Genomic DNA, 25,430 nt, shown 5'->3' on the forward strand with positions numbered 1-25,430 from the left:
GCGCGTCGCGCGCGCGGAACATCACGCCCTCCCCCCGGTTCATCCAGCGCCCTTCTTCCGTGAAAGGGTCGCCCGGGAGGGCCACATGCGTCCGCGTCCGCTCGCCGTCGTCACCGGCGCCTCCACCGGAATTGGTCTCGAATTCTACGACCTCATCCGGCGGCTCGCACGGCCGGTCGACGTCTTGATCGCCAATGCGCGTCGAAACCGGCAGATGTCCGCCCCCGAGCGTGGAGCCGCGCAATGAACGTCGGAGCGGAACGCAGCATCTCGATCTGGGGCGCGCCCCGCATCGACGCGCCGGCGCTGACCGGAGCCATCACCACGGAAGTTGCGATCATCGGCTCGGGCATTGCCGGGCTGTCCGTCGCCTTCGAGCTCGCAAGCGCGGGCCGGGACGTTGTCGTGATCGACCGGGGACCCATTGCCGGCGGCATGAGCGCGCGCACCACGGCGCATCTCTCGTCCTACAGCGACGACGGCTTTCGCGAGCTGATTCGCATGCGCGGGCTCGACGTCGCACGCGGCTGGCAGGAGAGTCAGGCGGCCGCCATCTCCCGCATCGAGGCCATTCAGCGGCAGCTCAACGCGGACTGCGATTTCAGACGCCTCGACGCCTGTCTCTTTCTTGCGCCGGGAACGGACCCCGGAATCATCGACGCGGAACTGGTCGCCAGCGCGCAGGTCGGCATGATCGCGGTGAAGCATAAGGGCGCGCCCTTCGCCGGCCATGAGGCGACTCCCTGGCTGCGTTTCCCCGACCAGGCGACGTTTCATCCGCTGAAATATCTCGCGGCGCTGGCCAAAGCGGTGCGGGGCGCGGGCGGGCGGCTGTTCGCCAATTCGCCGGTCATGTCGATCGAGGAGACGGGCGGCTCGGTTCAGCTCACAACAGGCGACGGCGCGCGGGTGACGGCGGCAAAGGTGGTCGTCGCCACCAACGCGCCGATCAATGATCGTCTTGCCGTGCACAGCAAGCAGGCCCCGTATCGCACCTATGCGGTCGCTTTCGAAATCCCGCGCGGCGCCCTTCCCGACGCGCTCTACTGGGACACGCTCGATCCCTATCATTATGTGCGTCTGCAACCGGGAACGGACGACGTCGATACACTGATCGTTGGCGGCGAGGACCACAAGACCGGCGAGAGCAACGACGGCCAGGACCGCATCCTGTCTCTCGCGCGCTGGACGCGGGAGCTTGTGCCGGCCGTCGGGCGTGAGATCACACGCTGGTCCGGGCAGGTTCTGGAGCCCATCGACGGCGTCGCCTTCATCGGCCGCAACCCCGGCAATGAGCGCGTCTTCATCGCAACCGGCGACTCCGGTCAGGGCATGACGCACGGCGCCGTCGCGGGCTTGCTGATCGCCGACCTCGTTCAGGGGAAGGACCATCCCTGGGCGCCGGTTTACGAGCCGAGCCGCAAGCCGATTAGGGCCATGGGCGAGATGGTTCGCGAGAACGCCACCGCGGCGAAGAACTTCGCCGAATATCTCACGCCGGGAGAAAAATCCTCCGAAGCGGAGCTTGCGCCGGGCGAAGGCGCGATCATCCGTCGGGGCCTGGGAAAGGTTGCGGTGTATCGGCGGGCGGACGGGTCGCTGTGCGAACGCGCGGCGATCTGCACGCATCTGGGCTGCCACATCCACTGGAACAGCTTTGAACAGTGCTGGGACTGCCCTTGCCATGGCTCGCAGTTTTCGCCGGATGGCGAACCGCTCAACGGCCCCGCCACGACTCCGCTCGGTCATCTCGACAGCTAGATGCCGCGCGACCCGCCAGCGCTGCTCATGATGTTCTTCGTCGTTCCCCTGTGGCTGCTGGCGGGTGTCGCCGACTGGTCGTGCCATCGGATGACCCATATCGAACGGACCAGCGGCTCACGGGAATCGCGCCTGCACCTCCTGCTGTTTGCGGAGATGGGGCCGCCCTTGCTGGCCGCGCTGTTTCTCGACGTTAACGCGCTCATCATCGCCTTCATGATCGTCATGTTCGTGCTGCATGAGCTGACATCCTTCTGGGATGTGAGCTACGCCATCGGGCTTCGCCGCGTGACGCCTTTCGAGCAGCACGTCCACAGCTTTCTCGAAATCATCCCGCTGCTGGGGTTGTCGTTGATCGCCGCCCGACACTGGCCGCAATTTCTCGCACTATTCGGCGCCGGGCTGGAGCCCGCGCGTTTAGACATCGCATTGAAAGCGGAGCCGCTGCCCTTGCCCTATACAGCGGCTGCGCTGCTGGGGGCGGGCGTCGTCGCCGCGCTCTATCTTGAGGAGCTTCTGCGCGGATTGAGCGCGGAGGGCCGCGTCCCACACCTTTTCTCAAGATAGACGGCGCGCCGCATGCAGCGGCGCGGCCGCAAGGCGTTCACGCTCTGCCCGACTGACCGAGTTCGGCGCCGGTGGTGGGATTGGCGGTCGGGTTCGACATGGTGCGCGCGGCGAAGCTCGACAGATCGCTCTGTTCCGAACTCGTCAGCCCCACGCTGGCGTCGCCGTCGCCGCCGTCGACCGGAATCCCGCCAATCACATCGTCCATGCGCCGCCATTGCGCGCCCGTGTTCCACGGCCCCTCAGCGTCGCCCTCGCCCTGCGAGGCGTTGACGTAGAGATTGGCGTATTCCGGAATGCCCTGCAGCTTGCCGGGCGGGAAATTGCCTTCGATCGCGTACAGCGCTTTCTCGAAGGACTTCTGGTGCGCAATTTCACGAGTCATCAGGAAGCCGAGCGCTTCCTTCACGCCTGCGTCGTCCGTGACATTGATCAGCCGCTCATAGACGATCTTGGCGCGCGCTTCCGCCGCGATGTTGGAGCGAAGGTCGCAGGCCGGATCGCCGATCGTGTCGATATAGGCCGCTGTCCAGGGCACGCCCGACGAATTGGTCAGCGACGGACCCCCGCCATAGAGGATTGCCTGTGTGTGGCTGTCGCCGCCCTGCGTCAGCGAGCGATAGAGATCGGCCTCGGTCTGCGTCGCTTCCGCCAGTTCGCCTTTCACGCCCTTGTTCAGCATCGCGACAATGCTGCCGATGACCTCCAGATGGCTGAGCTCCTCCGTTGCAATATCGAGCAACAGATCCTTTCGCCCGGGGTCGTCTTCGGCGAGAGCCTGTGTGAAATAGCGCATGGCCGCCGCGAGTTCGCCCTGCGGCCCGCCAAACTGCTCGAGGATCAAGCTCGCGAGCACCGGGTCGGGCTCGGAGACGCGCACGGTATATTGAAGCTTCTTGTTGTGCGTGAACATTCTCGACTCCTGTCGGAAGCGTTAGTCGCTAACGCTTGCCGACAGGCGAGGTTCCTCCTGGGGTCACTCGGCGGCGACCTGTGTGCGCACGCGGGCCGACCGGTCGACCGGAACGTCCTGGCAGATCCGACGGAAGGTCGAGAGCGCCTGCCCCACGACCTGGTCCATATTGTAATAGCGGTAGGTCGCGAGCCTCCCGACGAACCAGACGTCCGGTTCGGACAGCGCAAGCTTCTCGTATTTCTTGTAAAGCTCCATGTTCTCCGCGCGCGGAACCGGGTAATAGGGGTCCCCGACGTCGCTCGGATATTCGTAAGTCACGCTGGTCTTCTCGTGACGCTGGCCGGTAAGGTGCTTGTATTCGGTGATCCGCGTATAGGCCTGCGTCTGCGGGTAGTTCACGACGGCCACGGGCTGAAGCCATTTGCGATCCAGCGTTTCGTGCCGGAAATGCAGCGAGCGGTAGGGAAGCTTGCCGTAGCAGAAGTTGAAATATTCGTCGATCGGTCCCGAGTAGATGAGGCGCCGATACGCCACTTCCTGTCGCGCCTCCTCGAAATCCGTCTGGAGCATCACCTTGATGTTGGGATGCGTCAGCATGCGCTCGAAGAGCCGCGTATACCCATGCTCCGGCATATATTGATAGGCGTCCGTGAAGTAGCGGTCGTCGCGATTGGTTCGCGTGGGAACGCGGGCGGTCACGGATTTGTCGAGCTGCGAGGGGTCGACGCCCCATTGCTTCGTCGTGTAGCCCTTGAAGAATTTTTCATAGAGATCGCGACCGACGGCGCTGACGACGACGTCCTCGGACGTGCGGATTTCAGCACGCGGCTCGGCCCGTTCCGCAAACCACGCGGCGAGACCGTCCGAGTCGAGATCGAGCTTGAACAGCTTGTTGACCGTGTCGAGATTGATCGGGATCGGCGCAAGCATGCCGTCGACCTCGGCGAGCACGCGATGCTCGTAAGGCCGCCAATGCGTGAATCTGGAGAGATAATCGAAGATCTGCTCCGAATTGGTGTGGAAGATATGCGGCCCGTACTGGTGGATCAGAATGCCGGAGTCGTCATAGCGATCATAGGCGTTGCCGCCGATATGCGGCCGCTTGTCGATCACAAGCACACGCTCTCCGCGTTGCGACGCCAGCCGTTCTGCAAGCACGCTTCCGGCGAAGCCCGCGCCGACGATGAGCCAATCAAACACGACGCGCCTCCATCTTCGTGGCCTTGCGACCGGGAATGAAAGCGTCGAGCTGACGTCGCATGGCGGCCCAGGTGTCGTCCCAGGACATGTCGGCCAGGAACGCGTCGACGGACTTGAGCCACGGTCCGCGCTTGCGCGCCAGCAGCGCTTCCGCCTTCGCGACGAAGCCTGCCGCGTCCTCCGCGATTTCGACGAGTCCCGCGCGTCCGTACGGCTCGACGACATCCGTGATCGGAGTGGATACGACAGGCACGCCGGCGGCGAGGAATTCGGGCGTCTTCGTGGGGCTGATGAACCGCGTGGCTTCATTGATCGCAAATGGCATGACGCCGACGTTCCACCCTGCGAGGTAATGCGGCAGCTCCCTGTAATCCTTGCAGCCGAGCCAATGAATGTTCGCGGCGCGCGGCAGTGACTGAGGATCAATCTTCGCGATTGGTCCGATCATGACGAGCGACCAGTCCGGACGCAGGGCCGCCATCTGCTGCACCAGATCGAGGTTCATGCGCTCGTCGATGACGCCGAAGAAGCCGAGCCTCGGATGTGGAAGATCGCGCTGGTCGGCCGGATCGTCGAAGAAGCCTCTCGCCTGGCGGAAATGCGCGGCGTCGACGCTGCTGGGAAAGACATGAATGTTTTCGTGCCGGTCACGCTTTGCCCTGTAAAGCGAGTGTCCGCCCACATAGACCACGTCGCATTTCGCAAGCAGCCGTTCTTCCCATTCGAGGAGGCCCGGCGGGGCGCCGACAAATGTCGAGAGCTCGTCCATATTGTCGTAAACGCAGCGATCGGGCTCGAGCGCATCGGTGAAGCGGAGCGCCATCGGCGTATAATACCAGGCGATGAGACGCCTCGGCCGCAATTCGGAAACGAGGCCCGAGAGCATCTTTCTCAGCAGACTGTCCCGGTCGTCCGCGCGATGGCGCGGCAGAAGGGGCGTGACGACGGAGACGTCGGAACTGTCGCGCTTGATGCGGAGGAAGGGAGGGCCGTCGAAATATTCGGGTTCCTCGACATACCAGGTCTTGAACTCCTGCGCCGCCCGGCTCATCAGATGCTGCGGACGCTGGTAAACGAAACTCCATCGCAAATGTGAAAAGCAAAAAAGATGTGTCGATACGCCTGAACCCTGCTCGGAAACATACGCCATTTCTGTCCTCCCGGCGGGCGCTCGACACGCTCGCGCCCGCGGCCCTTGGCCCCTTACCGTAACGGAAGAAAATGCGCTTTTGTTCCAGCCTTGCTTTTGCGCAAGCCTAGGTTGCCTTTGCGAGATCAGCCATCACCGTCGCAAGAAACCTGCCCGCCTCGCCGCCTGACACCACCCTGTGATCGAAGGTGAGGCTCAGCGGGATGACGCGGCCGACGCGAATCTCGCCGTCAGTCACGACGGCTTCCTGTCGCAGACGGCCGGCGCCGAGGATCGCAACGGTCGGCGGCAGGACCACAGGGGCCGCATAGCGGCCGGCGATCGTGCCGAAGTTAGACAAGGTGATGGTCGCTCCGCGCATCTCCTCGGGAGGGACGCGACGCTCAGCCACATCCGCCCGCATACGATTGAGCCCCTCCCTGAGATCGGCCACGCTGCGATTGGCGACGTCGCGCAAGACAGGAACGAAGAGCCCGTCGGGCGTGTCGACTGCGATGCCCAGGTCGATCTTGCGCAGCACGCGGCGGGACAAGGTCGCGCTTTCAAACCAGCAATTGAGGACGGGCTCCGCCTGACAGCCCTTCACCAGCGCCCGGATCAGGCGCATGGTGATATCGCTTCCCGGCGCCCAGGCGTCGACGCGGGCGTCATCGACGATGGTCGCGGCGGCGACCTCGGCCTGCGCAAACGCCATGTTCTGCGCCATGGCGCGGCGGAAGCCGCGCAGCGGCTCGGCCGGCTCCGTTTCGCTCAGCACGCGCGCGACGCGCTGCACGTCCTCCGCCGTAATGACGCCGTCCGCGCCTGAAGGCGTCACCATCGACAGATCGACGTTGAGCTTGCGCGCGAGGGCGCGGACAGCGGGCGTGGCGCGAATGGCGCCGCCGCCGCGCGCGACCGTCACCGGCGCGTCGGTCATCACGCCGGCGCCCGTCTCCACGGCGCCGACGACCGTCCCGGCGTCTTCTTCCTTTTCGCCCTCGAAGGTGACCAGCGGCGCGCCGACCCGAATGATGTCGCCCGATTTTGCAAAGATGCGCTCGATCCGGCCGGACTGCGGCGACGGGATTTCAACGACGGCCTTTGCCGTCTCGACCGCTAGCAGCGGTTGATCGACCGCAACTTCGTCTCCAGCGTGCACACGCCATTCGACGAGTTCGGCTTCCTGAAGACCTTCACCGAGATCCGGCAAGCGAAAAGTTTTCATGTTCCCTCCATGAGTCCGCGAACAGCGTCGACAATGCGCTCGAGACCAGGGATATATTGCTTTTCGAGACGGGACAGCGGCACGACCACGTCATATGCCGTCACGCGCTTGACGGGCGCCACCAGCGAATAAAGCGCGCGCTCCGCGATCTCGGCGGCGATCTCCGCGCCGACTCCAGCGGTACGCGGCGCCTCGTGCACGATGACGCATCGCCCGGTTTTCTCCACCGATCGCAAGATCGTCTCGACATCGAGCGGCTTGATGGTCGCCACGTCGATCACTTCCAGATCGATTCCCTGCGCCTCCAGCGCTTCGGCCGCGCGCATCGCTTCGGGAATCATCGCGCCCCAGGCGACGAGAGTCGCGTCGCGGCCCTCCCGGCAGAGGAAGCATGTATCAAGCGGCAGACTCTCGCCGTCGTCCGCGACCTCCTGCTTGAACAGGCGATACAGACGCGTGGGCTCCAGAAACACAACGGGGTCGGGATCTCGCATGGCGGCGAGGAGCAGCCCATAGGCGCGCGCCGGCGAGGACGGGATGACGACGCGCAGCCCCGGCATATGTGCAAACAGCGCCTCCGGGCTTTCCGAATGGTGTTCGGGCGCATGGATGCCCGCGCCATAGGGAGACCGCAGGACCATGGGGCAGCTCAACCGCCCGCGCGTTCGATTGCGCATGCGCGACGCGTGGTTGATGATCTGATCAATGGTTGGATAGATGAAGCCGGTGAACTGGATTTCCGCTACCGGCCGCAGACCCATCGCCGCCATGCCGACCGCGACGCCCGCGATGCCGCCTTCGGCGAGCGGCGTGTCGATCACCCGCCCGCGGCCAAAGCGCGCCTGCAACCCGTTTGTGGCGCGAAACACGCCGCCATTGGCGCCGATGTCTTCGCCGAGCAAGAGGAGATTCTCGTCGCGCGCCATCTCATGGGCGAGCGCGGCGTTGATGGATTCGACGAGATTGAGCTGGGCCATCGCGGGCCTCACTTCGTGGGTGCGTAGCGCCGCGCGATCTCGCGCTGCGCCTGCAGCGATTGCGGCGCTTCCTGGTAAAGATAATCGAACATGGCGTCGCTCGCCTGCGTCGGCGTGGCGAGATAGGCCGCGACGGCTCCCTCGACCTCTTCGGCGCACTGCTTGAGCAACGCTGTCTCCTGCTCCTTGGACCAGAGCCCCCTGCACAGGAGATAGGCGCGCAGCCGCGCGATGGGCTCGCGCATCCATTCGCGCTGCACGACCTCGGGATCGCGATAGCGCGTGGCGTCATCGGCGGTCGTGTGGTCTCCGAGACGGTAGGTCAAGGCCTCGATCAACGTCGGGCCCTCGCCGGCGCGCGCCTTGGCGATGGCGCGGCGCGCCGCTTCATGCACGGCGATCACGTCATTGCCGTCGACCTGAAGGCAGGCGACGCCCGCCGCCACGCCCTTCTGCGCAAGCGTCGCGGCCGCGCTTTCCAGCGACCGCGGAGTGGAAATCGCCCATCCGTTGTTGTTGATGACAATGACGACGGGCGTGTTCCAGACGCCCGCGATGTTCAGCGCCTCGTAGAATGCCCCGTTCGAGGTGCCGCCATCGCCCACGAAGGTCACGGCCACGCGCTCTTCCTTGCGAAGAGCGAAGGCGTAGGCCGCGCCGACGGCGTGCGCCACCTGCGTGGCGACCGGCACGCAATTGGGAAAATCCTCGCGCGGTCCCGCGAAATCGCTCCCGCGCTCGTCGCCGCCCCAGTACAACAGGCATTCGGTCATCGTCATGCCGCGCAGAAACTGCGCGCCATGATCCCTATATGATGGCACGAGCACGTCTCGCGGCGTCATCGCCGAAGCGACGCCCACGCCGACGGCCTCCTGTCCCAGCGCCGAGGCGAATGTGCCGAGCTGCCCGGTGCGCTGCAACGCGATCGCCTTGCCGTCGAACATGCGGGTTCGCGTCATCTCGCGATAGAGAAAGAGCAACCTCTCGTCATCTATCGGCAAGGGCGCGGTCTCGCAGGGCGCGCCTTCCGGCGTGAGAAAGCGCAGCAATTCGATCCGGCCGTCCGTGAGGGTATGCAAGCCCATGTTCGACTCCGCCTCGTCGCAAGCGCGTCTGAGCGCAGCGAAGCAGTTTGGAGGTAGCGCGCCCAGCGGGGAAGTCACGCGGGACGACGCAAATTTGACCGACGCCCGCCTGCTCCGCGCGGGCGCGGTAGCATGATCGAGCCCACGGCCCGAAGACGACCCTTGAAAGAACGCGCCTGCGTACGAACTAATCCGCATGAGCACGTATCGTGACTCGGACCCCCTCGCCTTCGGCGATGATCTCGGCCCGGAAAAAATCGTCTATCTTCGCACCCCCTCGGTTGGACTTCGCGCCATCGTCGTCATCGACAACACCGCCGCCGGTCCCGCCATTGGCGGCACGCGCATGGCGCCGGATGTGAGCGCGATCGAATGTTTCCGGCTCGCACGCGCGATGACCCTCAAGAACGCGACGAGCGGGCTGCGGCACGGCGGCGCAAAATCCGTGATCTTCGGTGATCCGGGCATGCCAACCGCCCAGAAGGAACAGTTGATCCGCGCCTTCGCGACGGCTATCGCGCCCCTTGAGACCTATATTCCCGGCCCCGACATGGGCACGGATGAAACGGCGATGGGCTGGGTGCATGATGAAATCGGCCGCTCCGTCGGCCTGCCGGCTGAGATCGGCGGCATCCCGCTCGACCAGATCGGCGCAACCGGTTTCGGCGTGGCCATCGCGGCGGAAATCGCGGCGCCTTTCGCGGGCGTCTCTCTCGAAGGAGCCCGCGTCGTTCTGCAGGGCTTTGGCGCGGTGGGAGAACATACGGCGCGCTTTCTCGAAGAGAAGGGCGCGCGCCTCGTCGGCGTCGCGGACATCGCGGGCGCCGTGACGGACCCCGAGGGGCTCGACATCGAAGCGCTCGCCAGGCTCAAGAAAGCCGGAAAGAGCGTCGCGGAATATCCGCGCGGCCGCGTGCTCTCCAACGAGTCGCTCGTCGCCGTGCCGTGCGATATCTGGATTCCCGCCGCGAGACCGGACGCGCTGCGCGGCGACAATGTCGCCCGCCTCAATTGCAGGCTCGTCGTGCAGGGCGCAAATGTCCCCGTCACGCGCGAGGCGGAGCGATTCATGTTCGAACGAGGAATTGTCAGCGTGCCGGATTTCATCGCCAACGCCGGCGGAGTCATCGCGGCGGCCGTCGAATATGATGGCGGCGTGAAGTCGACGGCCTTCGCCGCGATCGAAGAGAAAGTCGGCGGCAATACGCGGGTGACTCTCGAACGCGCGCGCGACTTGAAGATCCCGCCGATCGACGCCGGACTATCTCTTGCAACGGATCGTCTGCAAAAGATCATGCAACTGAGACGCTGGAGATAGGCTCTCCCGAGAGAAGCAAAAGCGCCCTCAAATGCGCTCGATGGCGACGGCGGTCGCTTCGCCGCCGCCGATGCACAGCGCCGCGACGCCGCGTTTGAGGTCGTAGCGCGCCAGCGCGGCGAGCAGCGTGACGATGATGCGCGCGCCGGACGCCCCGATCGGATGACCGAGCGCGCAAGCGCCGCCGTGGATGTTGACCTTCTCATGCGGAAGCGCCAGGTCGCGCATCGCCGCCATGGCGACGACGGCGAAGGCCTCGTTGATCTCGAACAGGTCGATGGCGTCGGCGCTCCATTCGAGTTTCGTCATCAGCTTGCGCATGGCCGCGATGGGAGCGGTCGGAAATCCCGCCGGGGGACCCGCATGCGCGCTATGCCCGGCGATCACGGCCAGCGGCGTCGCGCCGAGCTTCTCCGCGCACGACATGGTCGTGAGCACAAGCGCCGCCGCGCCGTCCGAAATGGCGCTGGAATTGGCCGCCGTGAGCGTTCCGTCCGGCTTGAACGCCGGGCGCATCGTGGAGATGGCGGCGGGATCCGCCTTGAGCGGTAGCTCATCCGCCGACACCAGCTCCTCTCCCTTTCGGCCCTTCACCTTGACGGGAACGATTTCCCCTTCGAACCAGCCGCTTTTCGTCGCCTGTTGCGCCCGCTCGAGAGAAGTGCGCGCGTAAGCGTCCTGCATGTCGCGCGTGAACTGATAGGACTGTGCGCAGTCCTCCGCGAAGGACCCCATGAGGCGGCCGGGCTCATAGGCGTCTTCCAGACCATCGAGGAACATGTGATCGATCACCCGGTCATGTCCAAGCCGGTAGCCCGCGCGCGCGCGCGCCAGGAGATAAGGGGCGTTGCTCATGCTTTCCATGCCGCCGGCGACAATCGCGCCCGGCGCGCCCGCGCGCAGGCGATCATGCGCGTCCATCACCGCCTTCATCCCGGACCCGCACATCTTGTTGACCGTCACGCAGCCCGTCGCCTCGCTCAGGCCGCCGCCGAGCGCGGCCTGCCGCGCCGGCGCCTGGCCAATCCCCGCCGACAAGACGCAGCCCATGACGCATTCGTCGATCTCGTCCGCCGCGACGCCGCTCTGGGCCATCGCGGCTTCAATCGCCCATGCGCCCATCTCGGGCGCCGGCGCATCCTTCATCTTGCCGAGGAAGGCGCCGATGGGCGTCCGCGCGGCGCCGACGATGACGACAGGATCCAGCATGAAACGACCCCTTGCGTTGCGCATGCGACATGCGCAGGCGCTCTTTTGCTAACTGGCGCTTGCGATCGGGGCGTAAAGCCCGGCCCTACACGGCCTCCGAAAAGGGCTCTGTGCTGCCGACGCCGCGAAGAATGTCATTTACAGAGTCCAGCGAAACCTCTTGAAGAGTCGCCGGGCGCCATTTCGGCGCTTTGTCCTTGTCGATGATCGCAGCGCGAATGCCTTCGTAGAGGTCGTGGCGTTCCAGCAGACGGCACGCGGCGCGAAATTCCCTGATGAGACACTCCCGCAGAGTCGCGGCGTTCGTCGCGCGTCGCAGCAGCGCTTGCGTGACCTTCAGACTCGTTGGAGACTTCTTGCTGATCTCGGCCGCCGCCCTGCGCGCGAAAGCGGAGTCTGCTTCAGCGAGGCGGGTCAGAACCTCCTCGACGCTCTCTTCGGCCGTCAAATTGTCCAGCACGGCCCGGTTTTGGGACAGCTCGCCGGGCTCGAGCGGATGATTGAACTCAGCGAGAACTGCGCGGACATCCTCGGCGCAGGCGATTTCATGAAGCCTCGCGCTCAGCTCAGCAATCTTTCCAGAGTCGATCGACCAATCGGCAAGCCCTGCCGCGAGAGCGTCCGCGCCCGACACGGTGGCGCCGGAGAGCGCCATATAAACGCCCGCGCCCCCCGCGCGAGACAGAAGCCATGTGCCGCCGACGTCCGGAATGAAGCCGATCCCCGTCTCCGGCATCGCCAGCCGCGTGCGCTCCGTCACGATGCGGCAGGAGCCATGCGCGGAGACGCCGACGCCGCCGCCCATCACAAGCCCGTCCATCACCACGACATAGGGTTTCGCATAGGACGCAATGAGGGCGTTGAGTTCATATTCCTCTCGCCAGAAATCCCTGTAATAGGTCTTGTCGCCGTCCCGCAAGTCATACAGCGCCCGAATGTCGCCGCCGGCGCAGAGCCCACGGTCTCCTTCTCCCGTCACCAGAACGGCGGCGACCTCATCATCGCGCGCGAAGGTTTTCAAAGCCTCCGTGAACAGGCGCACCATGGAGAGCGTGAGACTGTTCAGCGCCTTCGGACGATTGAGCCGGATGCGCCCCAACCTCCGGCTGCGCGACATGAGAAGCTCCGCCTGTTCCGTCATGCGTTTCGCTCCTCCAGAAGATCGCGGGCGACGATCAGCCGCATGATTTCATTCGTGCCTTCGAGAATGCGATGCACGCGCAGATCACGCAGCAGCTTTTCGACGCCGTAATCGGCGAGATAGCCATAGCCGCCGAACAATTGCAGGGCGTCATCGACAACAGAAAACCCCGTGTCGGTCGCGATGCGCTTCGCCATGGCGCAAAGGCGCGTTGCGTCTGCGTGGCGCGAATCGAGCGCCGCCGCCGCGCGCCACAGAAGTGCGCGCGCCGCCTCCAGCTCCGTCGCCATGTCGGCAAGCCGAAACTGCAAGGCCTGAAATTCGAGCAGAGGACGGCCAAACGCCTGGCGCTGGCGTGTGTAATCGAGCGCAGCCTCGAGAGCGCGGCGCCCGCCGCCGAGAGAACAGGCGCCGATATTGAGCCGGCCGCCGTCGAGCGCGGCCATTGCGATCTTGAATCCATCGCCCTCGCGTCCGAGGAGATTGGCGGCGGGCACGCGGCAATCGTCGAATGTGACGCTGCGCGTCGGCTGCGCATTCCAGCCCATCTTGCGCTCATTGGCGCCGAGAGTCAGTCCCGGAGCGGCGCCCTCCACCAGAAAGGCCGATATGCCGCGCGGTCCCGGCTCGCCGGTGCGCGCCATGACGATGTAGAGATGCGCGTCGCCCCCGGCGCCCGCGCCGGAGATGAATTGCTTCTCTCCGCTGAGAGAGTACGCGTCGCCGCGTCGGACGGCCTTCGTGCGCAGGGCCGCCGCGTCCGATCCGCACCCGGGCTCGGTGAGACAATAGCTCGTCAGCGTCTCCATGGCGCCGAGACCCCGCAACCACCGCCGCTGTTGCTCCGCCGAGCCGTAGGCGTCGATCATCCATCCGCACATGTTGTGAATGGAGAGATATGCGGCGATCGCCGGACAGCCTGTTGCGAGCGCCTCGAAGATCAACGCGGCGTCGACGCGCGACAGTCCCGCGCCGCCCATCTCCTCCCGCACATAGATCGCCGCCATTCCAAGCGCCGCGGCGGCGCGAAGCGTCTCCACCGGGAAAATCTTGTCCCTGTCCCACACGGGAGCGAGCGGGGCCAGTTCCGCGCGCGCGAACGCCGCGGCCATCTCCTCGATGGCGATCTGCTCGTCCGTCAACCCTGCCTGCGACCAGACCGGCATGGCGTTTTCTCACCTTCCGCCGCCCGAGGGATGTGCGTCCATCGCTCTCGCACGCTTTGCGGCGTCAGCGCGCGCGACCCTGCCTTGGGGCGGATGACCGAGACATGCGCAGATGAACGCGCCTGCGTCCAGCAGACGTTCGAGATCGACCCCCGTATCGACGCCCGAGCCCTGGAGCATGTAGACGACATCTTCCGTCGCGACATTGCCTGTCGCGCCCGGCGCGAAGGGACAGCCGCCGAGCCCGGCGACCGCACTGTCGAAGACCGCAAGACCAACTTCGAGACAGGCAAAAATATTGGCGAGCGCCTGACCGTAGGTGTCATGAAAATGGCCCGCGAGGCTCTCGATCGGCGCGGCCCGCGCCACGCGTTCGACGAGCCTGCGCGCGGCGAAGGGCGCGCCCACGCCGATCGTGTCGCCGAGCGAGATTTCCTGGCATCCGAGTCCGTGAAGCTCCTGCGCGATGTCGGCGACACGCTCGACGTCCACCCGGCCTTCATAAGGGCAACCGAGCACGCAGGAGATATAGCCGCGCACCGGGACAGCCTCGGCCCGCGCAGCAGCAGCGATCGCCGCCGCGCGATCAAGGCTTTCACGAATGTCGCAATTGAGGTTGCGACGCGAGAAACTCTCCGACGCCGCCGTCAGAACCGCAATCTCTCCGGCGCCGGCGGCGAGGGCCTCCCGCGCCCCGCGCAGATTTGGCGCAAGCGCCGATAGACGCACGCCCGCGAGCGGGCGCAGCTGCCGGATGAGATCGCCCGTTCCGGCCATTTGCGGAACGAGCTTCTCCGGAACGAAGCTTCCGGCTTCGATATGCCTGAGGCCAGCTGCCGCGAGACGCGCCACGAGCTGCGCGCGAACCTCCACGGGCGTGACGGTCGGCTCGCCCTGAAGCCCGTCTCTCGGCCCGACTTCGACGAGCCGGATGGATCGCGGGAGCATCATGGCGGCGCCATCGCGACAAGTTGCTCGCCTTCCTGCACGGATTGGCCCTCAGCGCAGAGCACGGCCTCGATCACGCCGGTCTGCGGCGAATTCATTGGAATTTCCATCTTCATCGCTTCCAGCACGAGAATCGGCGCCCCTCTGGCGACGTGGTCTCCCTTGCTGACGAAGATGCGCGTGACGCGCGCGGGAAGCGGCGCAAGGAAGGACTTCGCCCTGTCGGAGTCGCGCCTCGGCGGTTCGAGCGGATCCATCCACTCGAGCCGGACATTGCGGCCCCTGTCGACGACGACATATTCATTCCCTCTCACCACGATCGTCAGTTCGCGACGCAGGCCGTCGAGACTAAGCGCGAGGCGATCGCCCTCCATAACGGCGAAGACGAACCAGTCGCGGCCCAGGGCCTGCATCGAGAAATGTCTGTCATCGACCGCATGGAATCGACAGGCGAGGACGGCGCCGCCGCGCCGGAAACTGACCTCCGTTCGAGACGCGCCATAGAGTCGCCAGGAATCCGCCGCAGCCCATGGCGACCAGGGATCCACGCCGGCCATGCGCGTCGCATGGACGCCTTTGCATCGCCAGGCCGCGACGGCCGCGGCGAGAAGCCATTCATCGCCGAGCCCGCCTTCGCCTGGCGCATGGGCAATCCGGCCCAGCAGGCCCGTGTCCGCGCCGCCCGCCTGAAAGGCGCTGGAGGCGATCAGGCCTTGCAGGAAGGAGATGTTGTTGGCGACGCCGACGAGCTCGACCTCCTCGAGCCGACGCTGCAACTGACGCACGGCCTCTTCGCGAGTCTCGCCGTGAACGATGAGTTTCGCAAGCAGGGAATCATAGAACGGCGGCACGGCGTCGCCCGTCTGCACGCCGGTTTCGACGCGAACTTTATCGCTCGCACAGGGGAACGCCAGATGCGCGATCACGCCGGATGATGGCCGAAAGTCCTCGTCGGGATCTTCCGCGCAGATGCGCGCCTCGATGGCGCAGCCCCTGGCGCCGATGCGATCCTGCATGGCGGGGAGGCGTTCGCCGGCGGCGATGCGAAATTGCCACTCCACAAGATCCACTCCGGACACCATCTCCGTGACCGGATGCTCGACCTGCAGCCGCGCATTGACCTCCAGAAAGAAGAAGGCCTCGTCCTTCACGAGAAACTCGACTGTTCCCGCTCCCGCATAACCCGCCGCGCGGGCGATTTCCGTCGCGGCGTCGCACAGGCTGCGGCGCAGCTTTTGAGAGACGCCGGGGGCGGGTGTTTCCTCGATGAGTTTCTGGTGGTGACGCTGGAGCGAACAGTCGCGCTCGACAAAGGTGGCGACATCGCCAAAGGCGTCGGCGAGAATCTGCACTTCGAGATGCCTCGGTCGATCGAGGTATTTTTCGATCAGCAGCCGGTCGTCGCCAAAGGCGAGCAGCGCTTCGCGGCGGGCGCTCGCCATCGCGGGCGCGAGGTCCTGCGCCGACGCGACGACGCGCATCCCCCGCCCGCCGCCGCCCGCCGAAGCCTTGATGACGACAGGAAAGCCGATGCTTTCCGCCGCTTCGAGAAACGTCTGGGCGTCCTGCTTTTCGCCATGAAAGCCGGGAAGCGTCGGAACGCCAATCCGCGCCATGAGCTTCTTGGCTTCCGCCTTGCCGCCGACCGCGCGCATCGCCGCCGCGGAGGGGCCCACGAAGGCAAGGCCCGCCTGCTGGCAGCGTTCCGAAAAATCAGCGCATTCGGAAAGAAAGCCGTATCCCGGATGCACGGCTTCCGCTTCGCTGCGTCGCGCGACGTCGAGAATTTTCTCGATTGACAGGTAGCTGTCTTTCGCCGGCGCGGGACCGATCGGCCAGGCCTCATCCGCGCGGCGCACATGCAGCGCGTCACGATCCGCGTCTGAGTAGACGGCGACCGTCGCGAGTCCCAACTGACGCGCCGCGCGCATGACGCGGCAGGCGATCTCCCCGCGATTGGCGATCAGCGCTTTACGGAACATGCGCGCGTTTCCCCAGCGCGCGCCAATCTGGCGGCCGCTTGTTCAGGAAGCCATCGAGTCCCGCGACGCCCTCGGCCGATGCGCGCCGCTCGGCAAGCAGGCGAGACGTTTCCCGCACGAGGGACGCGTCGATCGGGCGATCCGCGCAAGCGGCGACAAGCCGCTTCGCCTGCGCCTGCGCGCCGGGCGCGCCGAGGAGAAGCGCTTCGATCAGCCGGTCGCGCACGGCGCTCAATCCGCCATCAGACGCGACCTCATGCACAAGTCCGATATGAAAGGCGCAATCCGCCCCGATGATTTCGGCGGACAGAAACAGGGCGCGCGCGCGGCGCGCGCCGATCGCCTTGACGACATAAGGTCCGACCACCGCCGGAATGAGCCCGAGGCGAACCTCGCTGAGGCAGAATTTCGCGCTTCTCGCGGCGATGGCGATGTCGCAGCAGGCGACGAGTCCGACGCCGCCGCCGAAGGCCGCGCCTTGAACAAGCGCGATCGTCGGCTTGGACACTTTGTCGAGCGCCTCGAACAGCGCCGCGAGCGCGGCCGCGTCCCTTGCATTTTCCTCTGGCGGCGCCGACGCTGCGAGGCGCATCCATTCGATGTCGCCGCCAGCGCAGAAATTCTCGCCGGCCCCGCTGAGGATGATCAGACGCGCGTCGGAATCGCTGTCGAGGCGGCGCAGCGTTTCGGTCAGCGACGCCACCAGAGCGGCGTCGAAGGCGTTGCGGCGGTGCGGACGATTGAGCGTCAGCGTCACCACGCCGCTCTCATCCATGGACTCCATCAGCTCCATGATCTCCTCACATGCGAAAGAGCCCGAAGCGCGTGCGTTCCGCGGGGGCGTTCATGCTGGCCGCGAGCGCGAGCGCGAGCGCCCGTCGCGTCTGCGCCGGGTCGATGACGCCGTCGTCCCACAGGCGCGCGCTCGAATAGAGCGCGGCGCCCTGCCGTTCATATTGCGCGCGAATGCCGGCCATGAAAGCCTGCTCCTCGCCAGCCGGCCAGCAATCGCCGCGCGCCTCCAGCGCGGTCTTTCGCACGCGCGTCAAGACCGTCGCCGCCTGTTCGCCGCCCATCACGCTGATGCGCGCATTCGGCCACATCCAGAGAAAGCGCGGAGAATAGGCGCGTCCGCACATGGCGTAATTGCCCGCGCCGAAACTGCCGCCGATGACGACGGTGAATTTGGGAACCGCCGCCGTTGCGACGGCCGTCACCATCTTCGCGCCCTCCTTGGCGACGCCCTGCGCTTCATACTTCTTTCCCACCATGAAGCCGGTGGTGTTCTGCAAGAAGACAAGCGGCGTTCCGCGCTGGGCGCAAAGCTCGATGAAATGCGCCGCCTTCACCGCGCTTTCAGGAAAGATCACGCCGTTATTGGCGATGATCCCGACCTCGAAGCCCCATATGCGCGCGAAGCCTGAGACGATGGTGCGGCCATAGAGAGACTTGAATTCATCGAAGACGCTGCCGTCGACGATGCGCGCGATGACGTCCCGCACGTCGAACTGCTTGCGAAGATCGGAAGGGATGATCCCGTAAAGCTCCTCCGCCGCGTAAAGCGGCTCGGCCGGTTGTTGATTGGCGCCGCCATGGCGATTGGGCGGCAGACGCCCGATGGCTCCGCGCGCCAGCGCGAGAGCGTGCGCGTCGCTTTCCGCCATATGGTCCGCCACGCCCGACTGCGTGCAATGCACCTCCGCCCCGCCCAGCTCCTCGGCGGAGACGCGTTCGCCCGTCGCCGCCTCGACCAATGGCGGACCGGCGAGAAAGATGGTCCCCTGCCCGCGCACGATGATGGTCTCATCGCACATCGCCGGCACATAGGCGCCGCCCGCCGTGCAGGAGCCCATGACCACCGCGATCTGCCCAAGGCCATCCGCCGACATGCGCGCCTGATTGTAAAAGATGCGGCCGAAATGGTCGCGGTCGGGGAACACCTCGTCCTGCGTCGGAAGATTGGCGCCGCCGGAGTCGACGAGATAGACGCAGGGCAGACGGTTCTGCATCGCGATCTCCTGCGCGCGCAGATGCTTCTTGACCGTCATCGGAAAATAGGCGCCACCCTTCACCGTTGCGTCATTGGCGACGATCATCACGTCGCGGCCATGGACGCGCCCCACGCCAGCGACGACTCCGGCGCAGGGGAGCTTGCCGTCATACATGTCGTGAGCGGCGAAATGGCCGACTTCGAGAAATGGCGACTGCGGATCGATCAGCGCCTCGATGCGGTCTCGCGCCAGCATCTTTCCGCGAGCCAGATGACGCGCCCGCGCCTCGGCGCCGCCGCCCTCCCGAATTTTCCCGGACGCCGCGCGCAGTTCGTCCAGGAGCGTCGTCATGGAGTCCCGGTTCTGCGCAAAGGCGCTGGCGCGGGGGTCGATGCTGCTCTCGATGATCGCCATTGGCGCCTGCCCGCTAACGTGTCTCCAGAAACAGTTCACGGCCAATCAGCATGCGGCGAATCTCGCTCGTGCCGGCGCCGATCTCGTAGAGCTTGGCGTCGCGCAGGAGTCGCCCTGTCGGATAATCATTGGTGTATCCATTGCCGCCGAGGCACTGGATCGCCTCGAGGGCCATCCATGTCGCCCGCTCGGCGGCGAAGAGGATGGCGGACGCCGCGTCCTTGCGCGTCACGCGTCCGAGATCGCAGGCCTTCGCCACGGCGTAAACAAGCGCGCGCGTGGCGCTGAGCGCCGTATACATGTCCGCGAGCTTGCCCTGCATGAGTTCGAATTCGCCGATCGGGCGGCCGAATTGCTTGCGGTCGTGGACATAGGGAAGCACGACGTCCATGCAGGCGCGCATGATGCCGATGGGGCCGCCCGCCAGAACCGCGCGCTCGTAATCGAGGCCGCTCATCAGCACCGCCACGCCTTCCTCGGGGCGTCCCAGAACATTCTCGGCCGGAACGACGCAATCCTCGAAGATCAATTCGCTCGTGTTGGAGCCGCGCATGCCGAGTTTGTCCAGCTTCGGCCCTGAGCGGAACCCCTCGAAGGCGCGTTCGACGATGAAGGCGGTGATGCCATGGGCGCCAGCTTCCGGCTGGGTTTTTGCGTAGACGATGAAGACGTCGGCGTCGGGGCCGTTCGTCACCCACATTTTCGCGCCGTTGAGACGATAGGCGTCGCCATGTCTCTCGGCGTGAAGCTGCATGCTGGCGACGTCCGATCCCGCGCCGGGCTCCGACATGGCCAGCGCGCCGACGCGCGCGCCCGAGACGAGGTCGGGCAGGTAGCGACGCTTCTGGTCGGCAGCGCCGTTGCGATGGAGCTGGTTGACGCAAAGATTGGAATGCGCCCCGTAGGAGAGACCGACGGACGCCGAGGCGCGGCTGATCTCCTCCATGACGATCACATGGTCCAGATATCCGAGCCCAGCGCCGCCGTACTCCTCCGGAACCGTGACGCCGAGCACGCCGAGGGCTCCGAGTTTGCGCCAGAGATCGCCGGGAAAGGCATTGTCGCCGTCGATCTGCGATGCGCGCGGCGCGATTTCACGCATCGCGAAACTCTCAACCTGCCGCCGCATCAGCGCTGCGGTGTCTCCGAGATCAAACTCCATGTCGGGCGTGAAGTGGCGCATCGCGCCCTCGCTCCTTGGTCAGACGGCGGCATGAGGGCTATATTTGGCAGCGCCTGAGCGTTTCAAGATCCTGCCGCGTCCGGCTGAGCCGAAGGATGCGCGGCGCGGAAGGCCGGATGATCGGCGCAGGCGGCGGCGGCGGCGCGGATGTTGGCGAAAGGCGCGAGATCAACGCCGAAACGTTCGGCGTTGAAGACCTGCGGCGCGAGACAGACATCCGCGATCGTCGGCTCGCGCCCAAAGCAGAAAGGCGCCGGACGGATCAGCTTTTCAAGCGCTTCGAAGCCGAGCCGCATCCAGTGCCGCCGCCACACCAGCACGTCGCCTTCGCTCTGGCCGAGCTTTTTTTCAAGATAGGCGCCGACGCGCAGATTGCCGAGCGGATGTACGTCGCAGGCGATGACGAGCGCCGCCGCGCGAGCCTGCGCCGCGAGGACGGGGTCGGCCGGGATGAGGCGCGGCTCCGGCCTGATCGTCTCCAGATAGTCGATGATGGCAAGCGACTGCGTCAGCACGACGCCGCCATCGAGTTGAAGCGCCGGCACCAGCCCCTGCGGGTTTTTGGCGAGATAATCGCGCTGCTTCTGCTCGCCCCCGTTGCGCAGGAGATGGACGAAGCGCCGTTCGACCTCAAGTCCCTTGAGCGCGAGCGCGATGCGGACGCGGAAGGCGGCTGAAGACCGGAAATAATCATAAAGCAGCATGTGCGGCCCTCCAGGGTTCGCGCCAAAGATTCAGATAGGGCTGTTCCGGGGCGACGGGCGCAATATCTTTTCAATACGCTCCGGTGTCCGCAAGACAGGCCAGTCATGACGACGATCGTGTCCGACCCTGCGCTCCGTCCCGTCGACAATCCGATGGGGACGGACGGCTTCGAATTTGTCGAATTCGCCCATCCCGAGCCCGCCCGGCTTGCCGCTCTTTTCGAGACGATGGGCTTCGAGCCCGTCGCGCGGCACCGATCGAAGGACGTGACGCTCTATCGCCAGGGCGACATCAACTATGTCCTCAACGCCGAGCCCGACAGTTTCGCCGCGCAGTTCGCGCAGGCGCACGGCCCCTCGGTCTGCGCGCTCGGCTTCAGGGTGAGGGACGCGGGCGTCGCCTTCCGGCGGGCCGAAGAGTTCGGCGCCACCCTTGTTCCCTCCCGCACGGGTCCGATGGAGCTGAACATCCCGGCGATCGAAGGCGTGGGCGGGGCGCTGATCTATCTCGTCGACCGCTACGGCGACACCGGCTCGATCTGGGACGTCGACTTCCGCTGGACCGGCGTGCGCGACCCGAAGCCGGAGGGCGTCGGCCTGACCATCATCGACCATCTGACGCATAACGTGCGCCGCGGACGCATGGACGCGCTCGCGGACTGGTATGCGCGGCTCTTCAATTTCCGCCAGATTCGCTATTTCGACATCGAGGGCCGGTTCACGGGCCTCTATTCGCGCGCCATGACGAGCCCCTGCGACAAGATTCGCATTCCGATCAACGAAAGCGCCGACGCGACGAGCCAGATCGAGGAGTTTCTCGAAGCCTACAATGGCGAGGGCGTGCAGCACATCGCCTGCGCCTGCCGGGACATCTACGAGACGGTCGGGCGCCTGCGCGCGCGCGGACTGGACTTCATGCCAGCGCCGCCGGACGCCTATTACGAAGCGATCGAAGCGCGTCTTCCCGGCAATGGCGAACCGATCGAACGGCTGAAGGAGCTCGGCCTTCTGATCGATGGCGGGACCGATGGCGGGGCGCGGCCGCGCCTGCTTTTGCAGATATTTTCCAAGACCGTCGTCGGGCCGATCTTCTTCGAGTTCATCGAGAGGAAGGGCGACGAAGGCTTTGGCGAGGGCAATTTCCGCGCGCTGTTCGAGTCGATCGAGGAAGATCAGCTGAGACGCGGCGTTCTGAAGCCGGACGATTGACATGACAGATTACATGAGCGGCTTCGGCAATGAATTCGAAACCGAAGCCTTGCCGGGCGCTCTGCCGCGCGGGCGCAACTCGCCGCAGCTCTGCCCCTATGGGCTTTACGCCGAGCAATTGTCGGGCGCGCCCTTCACGGCGCCGCCGGGCGCCAACCGGCGCTCCTGGCTGTATCGGATCCGCCCCTCCGTCCTGCACGCGCGCCGCTTCCGCGCGGCCGCGCCGTCGCTTTGGAAAACCGCTCCCGCCCGCGCCGCGGAACCGCCCCTCGCCCAGTTGCGATGGGGCGCCATTCCGCTCCCAAACCAGGCGCAGACATTCGTCGAGGGCGTGAGAACCATGACCACCTGCGGCGACGCCGATGCGCGCGTCGGTATGTCCGCCGCGATCTATCTCATTACCCGCTCCATGGAGGAAGAGGTTTTCTATGACGCGGACGGCGAACTTCTCTTTCTTCCGCAAACGGGCGCCCTGCGCTTCGAGACGGAGATGGGAATAATCGAGGCCGCGCCCGGCGAGATCGCGGTTTTGCCGCGCGGCGTGAAGTTTCGCGTGACTTTGCCCGATGGTCCCGCGCGCGGCTATCTGTGCGAGAACTACGGCGCGCTGTTCACCTTGCCCGGCCGCGGCGTCATCGGCGCCAACGGGCTTGCGAATGCGAGAGACTTCCTCACGCCCGTGGCGGCCTTCGAGGACAACGATCGCCCCTGCCGCATGACGGTCAAATCCGGCGGCGCCTTCTACGCCGCCGAACTGGACCATTCGCCCCTCGACGTGGTCGCCTGGCACGGAAATTACGCGCCGTACAAGTATGACCTGCGCCGCTTTTCGCCGGTCGGCGCGCTGCTGTTCGATCACCCGGACCCGTCGATCTTCTGTGTGCTCACCTCGCCCTCGACGCAGCCCGGCGTCGGCGATGTGGACTTCGTCATCTTCCCCGAGCGCTGGCAGGTGGCCGAGGACACATTCCGCCCGCCGTGGTTCCATCTCAATGTGATGAGCGAATTCATGGGGCTGATCTTCGGCGCCTATGACGCCAAGGGGGAAGGCTTCGAACCCGGCGGCGCGTCGCTCCACAACGCCATGCTGCCGCACGGGCCGGACGCGGAGTCTGTCGCGGCGGCCACCAGGGCGCCCTCCTCGCCGGTGAAGCTGGAAAAGACGCTCGCCTTCATGTTCGAGACGCGCCTGCCGCAGCACCCGACAGACTATGCGCTCACGCTGGACACGCTTCAATCCGATTATGACGACTGCTGGTCGGCTTTGCCGAAACGCTTCAACGGAACGCCCGGAGGCGCATCATGAAACTCGCTTCGCTGAAGGGCGGCCGCGACGGCCGGCTCGTGGTCGTGTCGCGCGATCTGACCCGCGCCGCCGTCGCCGACGATATTGCGCCGACATTGCAGGCGGCGCTGGACCGCTGGGCGGAGACGGCGCGCCAACTCGAGGCGCTCGCCGAGCGGGTGGAGGCCGAGAGCGCCATGACATTTCGCTTTCGCGAAAGAGACTGCGCCTCGCCTCTGCCGCGCGCCTATCAATGGGCCGATGGCTCGGCTTACGTCAATCACGTGGCGCTCGTGCGCAAGGCGCGCGGCGCCGACATGCCGCCCGCCTTCTTCACCGATCCGCTGATCTATCAGGGCGGCTCGGACTGTTTTCTGGGCCCGCGCGATCCGATTCCGCTTCACGATCAGCCGGACGGGCTCGATCTCGAAGCGGAAGTTGCGGTCGTCACCGACGACGTGCCGATGGGCGTGACGCCGCAAGAGGCGCGTCAGCACATCAAGCTCGTCATGCTCGCCAATGACGTCACGCTGCGCGACCGCGTTGCAGGCGAACTCGCGAAGGGCTTCGGCTTTTTCCAATCGAAGCCGTCGTCCGCCTTCTCGCCTGTCGCGGTCACGCCGGACGAGCTCGGCGCCGCATGGGACGGCGGGAAAGTTCTGCTGCCGCTTCACGTCATGGTGAATGGCGCGCCGCTCGGCCATCCCGAGGCCGGCGTCGACATGACATTCGACTTCGGCCAGCTCATCGCCCATGCGGCGCGCACACGGCCGCTCTCGGCGGGAACCATCATCGGCTCGGGCACGGTTTCAAATCGCGGGCCGGACGGCGGACCGGGCTTGCCGGTCGCGCAAGGCGGCCTCGGCTACAGTTGCATCGCCGAGCAGCGCACCGTCGAGAAGCTGCTCACGGGCGAGGCGCGCACGCCCTTTCTCAAGGCGGGCGACACGGTGCGCATCGAAATGCTGGACAAGGACCGCCATCCAATCTTCGGCGCCATCGAGCAGACCGTGAAAGCCTTGTGACTATTCGGCGGCCATGCCCCTGGCGCGGAAATAATGCTGATCGCCCTGCGTGAGAACGCGATCGCCCGCGCACAGCGCATGCGCCTCGATGTCGGGCTGCGCGCGCAGGTCGTCATACAGGGCGCCGAAATCCTGATAGCACTCCGCGAGCAATTGCTCGAAGCTTTCGACCACGAAATAGGTCTGCTGATAGTCGCTGATGATGTATTTCGTGCGCATGATCCGTTCCAGATCGAAGGCGATGCGGTTGGGTGAGGAATCCTCCAGCGAAAACACGCTCTCGCCCGGCGACGACAGAATGCCCGCGCCAAAGATGCGCAAGCCGGCGGGCGTCGCGAGCAGGCCGAACTCCACCGTATACCAGTAGAGCCGCGCGAGATTGTGCAACTGGCCGCGTCGCAGGGCGCGCTGGCCGCCCTTGCCATAGGCTTCCAGAAATTCCGCATAGACGGGGTCCGCCAGCAGGGGCACATGGCCGAAGACATCGTGAAAGACGTCCGGCTCCGAGAGATAATCGAGTTCGCGCTCCGGACGGATGAAGGCGCCCGCCGGGAAGCGGCGGTTGGCGAGGTGATCGAAAAAGGCGTCGTCGGGGATGAGGCCGGCGACCGGCACGACGCGCCAGCCTGTCAGGCGCGCCAGACGCTCGCTCAGTTCCGCGAAATCGGGAATGCCCGCGCGCGACAATTCGAGCTTCTGCTTGGCGGCGAGAAAGGCGTCGCAGGCGCGGCCGGGGAGAACCCTGGCCTGTCGCGCGAAGAGCCTGTTCCAGCGGTCGTGCTCCTCAGGCGTGTAAGACGCCCAGTCCTGATCGATCGTCCAGTCCGCATTGCGGGGCGCATGAGCGTAGCGGTTCTTGTCAGCTAAGGCTTCGGCCATGGCGGGCCTCGCTTGGTCATCTTTTGTTATTTATGTCGCTTCGGCGCGGGTTGAAGGCGCGACGCGAACGGCCTGCCTGTGCAGCGCCGCCTCGCGCCCTAAGTGGACACTGA

The 25,430-nt window shown here is 65.6% G+C and carries 23 protein-coding genes; 7 read left to right on the forward strand and 16 right to left on the reverse strand.

The window, feature by feature from the left end; translation table 11 throughout:
• Window positions 1-85: 85 nt before the first annotated feature.
• Genes ACR652_RS09340 through ACR652_RS09350 form a run of 3 tightly spaced genes read left to right on the forward strand, consistent with a single transcriptional unit; the run spans window position 86 to window position 2,328 of the window.
• Entirely contained in the window at window positions 86-247 is a 162-nt protein-coding gene (locus ACR652_RS09340; RefSeq protein ID WP_434506235.1) for a hypothetical protein, read from the forward strand.
• Window positions 244-1,761: an FAD-dependent oxidoreductase gene (locus tag ACR652_RS09345; protein WP_434506236.1), complete on the forward strand. Its 1,518-nt coding sequence runs from the start codon at window positions 244-246 to the stop codon at window positions 1,759-1,761. The genes ACR652_RS09340 and ACR652_RS09345 overlap by 4 nt, the downstream gene beginning before the upstream one ends.
• Window positions 1,762-2,328 (forward strand): diguanylate cyclase, encoded by a 567-nt coding sequence (locus ACR652_RS09350; protein ID WP_434506237.1) that lies wholly within the window; start codon window positions 1,762-1,764, stop codon window positions 2,326-2,328.
• Window positions 2,329-2,365: 37 nt separating this feature from the next.
• Here the strand turns inward: ACR652_RS09350 and ACR652_RS09355 are convergent, their stop codons facing one another.
• The 6 genes from ACR652_RS09355 to pdhA all read right to left on the reverse strand — a co-directional run bounded on the left by ACR652_RS09355 (window position 2,366) and on the right by pdhA (window position 8,863).
• Window positions 2,366-3,241: a manganese catalase family protein gene (locus ACR652_RS09355; RefSeq protein ID WP_434506238.1), complete on the reverse strand. Its 876-nt coding sequence runs from the start codon at window positions 3,239-3,241 to the stop codon at window positions 2,366-2,368.
• A gap of 63 nt (window positions 3,242-3,304) precedes the next feature.
• A complete protein-coding gene (gene glf / locus ACR652_RS09360) occupies window positions 3,305-4,444 on the reverse strand; it encodes a UDP-galactopyranose mutase (protein ID WP_434506239.1) in 1,140 nt (379 codons plus the stop codon).
• On the reverse strand, window positions 4,437-5,594 hold the full coding sequence (locus ACR652_RS09365; protein WP_434506240.1) for a glycosyltransferase family 1 protein: 1,158 nt from the start codon (window positions 5,592-5,594) through the stop codon (window positions 4,437-4,439). Before ACR652_RS09365 ends, glf begins: the two co-directional genes overlap by 8 nt.
• Before the next feature lie 106 nt (window positions 5,595-5,700).
• The gene (locus tag ACR652_RS09370; RefSeq protein ID WP_434506241.1) at window positions 5,701-6,801 is read right to left on the reverse strand and encodes a dihydrolipoamide acetyltransferase family protein; all 1,101 of its coding nucleotides are present in this window, start codon (window positions 6,799-6,801) and stop codon (window positions 5,701-5,703) included.
• Window positions 6,798-7,778 carry an alpha-ketoacid dehydrogenase subunit beta gene (locus ACR652_RS09375; protein WP_434506242.1) on the reverse strand — a complete coding sequence of 327 codons (981 nt, stop codon included), beginning with the start codon at window positions 7,776-7,778 and terminating at the stop codon, window positions 6,798-6,800. The genes ACR652_RS09370 and ACR652_RS09375 overlap by 4 nt, the downstream gene beginning before the upstream one ends.
• Before the next feature lie 8 nt (window positions 7,779-7,786).
• The gene (gene pdhA, locus ACR652_RS09380) at window positions 7,787-8,863 is read right to left on the reverse strand and encodes a pyruvate dehydrogenase (acetyl-transferring) E1 component subunit alpha (RefSeq protein ID WP_434506243.1); all 1,077 of its coding nucleotides are present in this window, start codon (window positions 8,861-8,863) and stop codon (window positions 7,787-7,789) included.
• 196 nt (window positions 8,864-9,059) lie between these two features.
• Here pdhA and ACR652_RS09385 point away from each other — a divergent pair, with 196 nt between their 5' ends.
• Window positions 9,060-10,181: a Glu/Leu/Phe/Val family dehydrogenase gene (locus ACR652_RS09385; RefSeq protein ID WP_434506244.1), complete on the forward strand. Its 1,122-nt coding sequence runs from the start codon at window positions 9,060-9,062 to the stop codon at window positions 10,179-10,181.
• A 27-nt stretch (window positions 10,182-10,208) separates the two neighbouring features.
• Here ACR652_RS09385 and ACR652_RS09390 read toward each other — a convergent pair whose 3' ends face one another.
• From ACR652_RS09390 to maiA, 9 genes are all read right to left on the reverse strand, one after another.
• Window positions 10,209-11,390, reverse strand: coding sequence for an acetyl-CoA C-acyltransferase (locus tag ACR652_RS09390; protein ID WP_434506245.1), 1,182 nt, complete (start codon window positions 11,388-11,390; stop codon window positions 10,209-10,211).
• An 85-nt stretch (window positions 11,391-11,475) separates the two neighbouring features.
• Window positions 11,476-12,531, reverse strand: a complete 1,056-nt coding sequence (locus ACR652_RS09395; protein WP_434506246.1) for a 3-hydroxyisobutyryl-CoA hydrolase — start codon at window positions 12,529-12,531, stop codon at window positions 11,476-11,478.
• Window positions 12,528-13,697 carry an acyl-CoA dehydrogenase family protein gene (locus ACR652_RS09400; protein WP_434506247.1) on the reverse strand — a complete coding sequence of 390 codons (1,170 nt, stop codon included), beginning with the start codon at window positions 13,695-13,697 and terminating at the stop codon, window positions 12,528-12,530. Before ACR652_RS09400 ends, ACR652_RS09395 begins: the two co-directional genes overlap by 4 nt.
• A 9-nt stretch (window positions 13,698-13,706) precedes the next feature.
• On the reverse strand, window positions 13,707-14,648 hold the full coding sequence (locus ACR652_RS09405; RefSeq protein WP_434506248.1) for a hydroxymethylglutaryl-CoA lyase: 942 nt from the start codon (window positions 14,646-14,648) through the stop codon (window positions 13,707-13,709).
• Window positions 14,645-16,627, reverse strand: coding sequence for an acetyl/propionyl/methylcrotonyl-CoA carboxylase subunit alpha (locus tag ACR652_RS09410; protein WP_434506249.1), 1,983 nt, complete (start codon window positions 16,625-16,627; stop codon window positions 14,645-14,647). Before ACR652_RS09410 ends, ACR652_RS09405 begins: the two co-directional genes overlap by 4 nt.
• The gene (locus ACR652_RS09415; RefSeq protein ID WP_434506250.1) at window positions 16,617-17,420 is read right to left on the reverse strand and encodes an enoyl-CoA hydratase-related protein; all 804 of its coding nucleotides are present in this window, start codon (window positions 17,418-17,420) and stop codon (window positions 16,617-16,619) included. Before ACR652_RS09415 ends, ACR652_RS09410 begins: the two co-directional genes overlap by 11 nt.
• A gap of 7 nt (window positions 17,421-17,427) precedes the next feature.
• The gene (locus ACR652_RS09420) at window positions 17,428-19,032 is read right to left on the reverse strand and encodes a carboxyl transferase domain-containing protein (protein ID WP_434506251.1); all 1,605 of its coding nucleotides are present in this window, start codon (window positions 19,030-19,032) and stop codon (window positions 17,428-17,430) included.
• A 13-nt stretch (window positions 19,033-19,045) separates the two neighbouring features.
• Window positions 19,046-20,215 carry an isovaleryl-CoA dehydrogenase gene (locus tag ACR652_RS09425; protein WP_434506252.1) on the reverse strand — a complete coding sequence of 390 codons (1,170 nt, stop codon included), beginning with the start codon at window positions 20,213-20,215 and terminating at the stop codon, window positions 19,046-19,048.
• Window positions 20,216-20,277: 62 nt separating this feature from the next.
• Window positions 20,278-20,919, reverse strand: a complete 642-nt coding sequence (maiA, locus tag ACR652_RS09430; protein ID WP_434506253.1) for a maleylacetoacetate isomerase — start codon at window positions 20,917-20,919, stop codon at window positions 20,278-20,280.
• A gap of 105 nt (window positions 20,920-21,024) precedes the next feature.
• Here maiA and hppD point away from each other — a divergent pair, with 105 nt between their 5' ends.
• The 3 genes from hppD to ACR652_RS09445 are packed head-to-tail and all read left to right on the forward strand — an operon-like array spanning window position 21,025 to window position 24,438.
• Entirely contained in the window at window positions 21,025-22,128 is a 1,104-nt protein-coding gene (gene hppD, locus ACR652_RS09435; RefSeq protein ID WP_434506254.1) for a 4-hydroxyphenylpyruvate dioxygenase, read from the forward strand.
• Window position 22,129: 1 nt separating this feature from the next.
• The gene (gene hmgA / locus ACR652_RS09440; protein WP_434506255.1) at window positions 22,130-23,434 is read left to right on the forward strand and encodes a homogentisate 1,2-dioxygenase; all 1,305 of its coding nucleotides are present in this window, start codon (window positions 22,130-22,132) and stop codon (window positions 23,432-23,434) included.
• Complete coding sequence (locus tag ACR652_RS09445; RefSeq protein ID WP_434506256.1) at window positions 23,431-24,438, forward strand: fumarylacetoacetate hydrolase family protein; 1,008 nt, start codon at window positions 23,431-23,433, stop codon at window positions 24,436-24,438. The genes hmgA and ACR652_RS09445 overlap by 4 nt, the downstream gene beginning before the upstream one ends.
• Here ACR652_RS09445 and phhA read toward each other — a convergent pair whose 3' ends face one another.
• The gene (phhA, locus tag ACR652_RS09450) at window positions 24,439-25,317 is read right to left on the reverse strand and encodes a phenylalanine 4-monooxygenase (RefSeq protein ID WP_434506257.1); all 879 of its coding nucleotides are present in this window, start codon (window positions 25,315-25,317) and stop codon (window positions 24,439-24,441) included.
• Window positions 25,318-25,430: the final 113 nt, after the last annotated feature.

Origin of the sequence: Methylocystis sp. (genome assembly GCF_051061225.1) — a bacterium.
Classification (GTDB): Bacteria; Pseudomonadota; Alphaproteobacteria; order Rhizobiales; family Beijerinckiaceae; genus Methylocystis.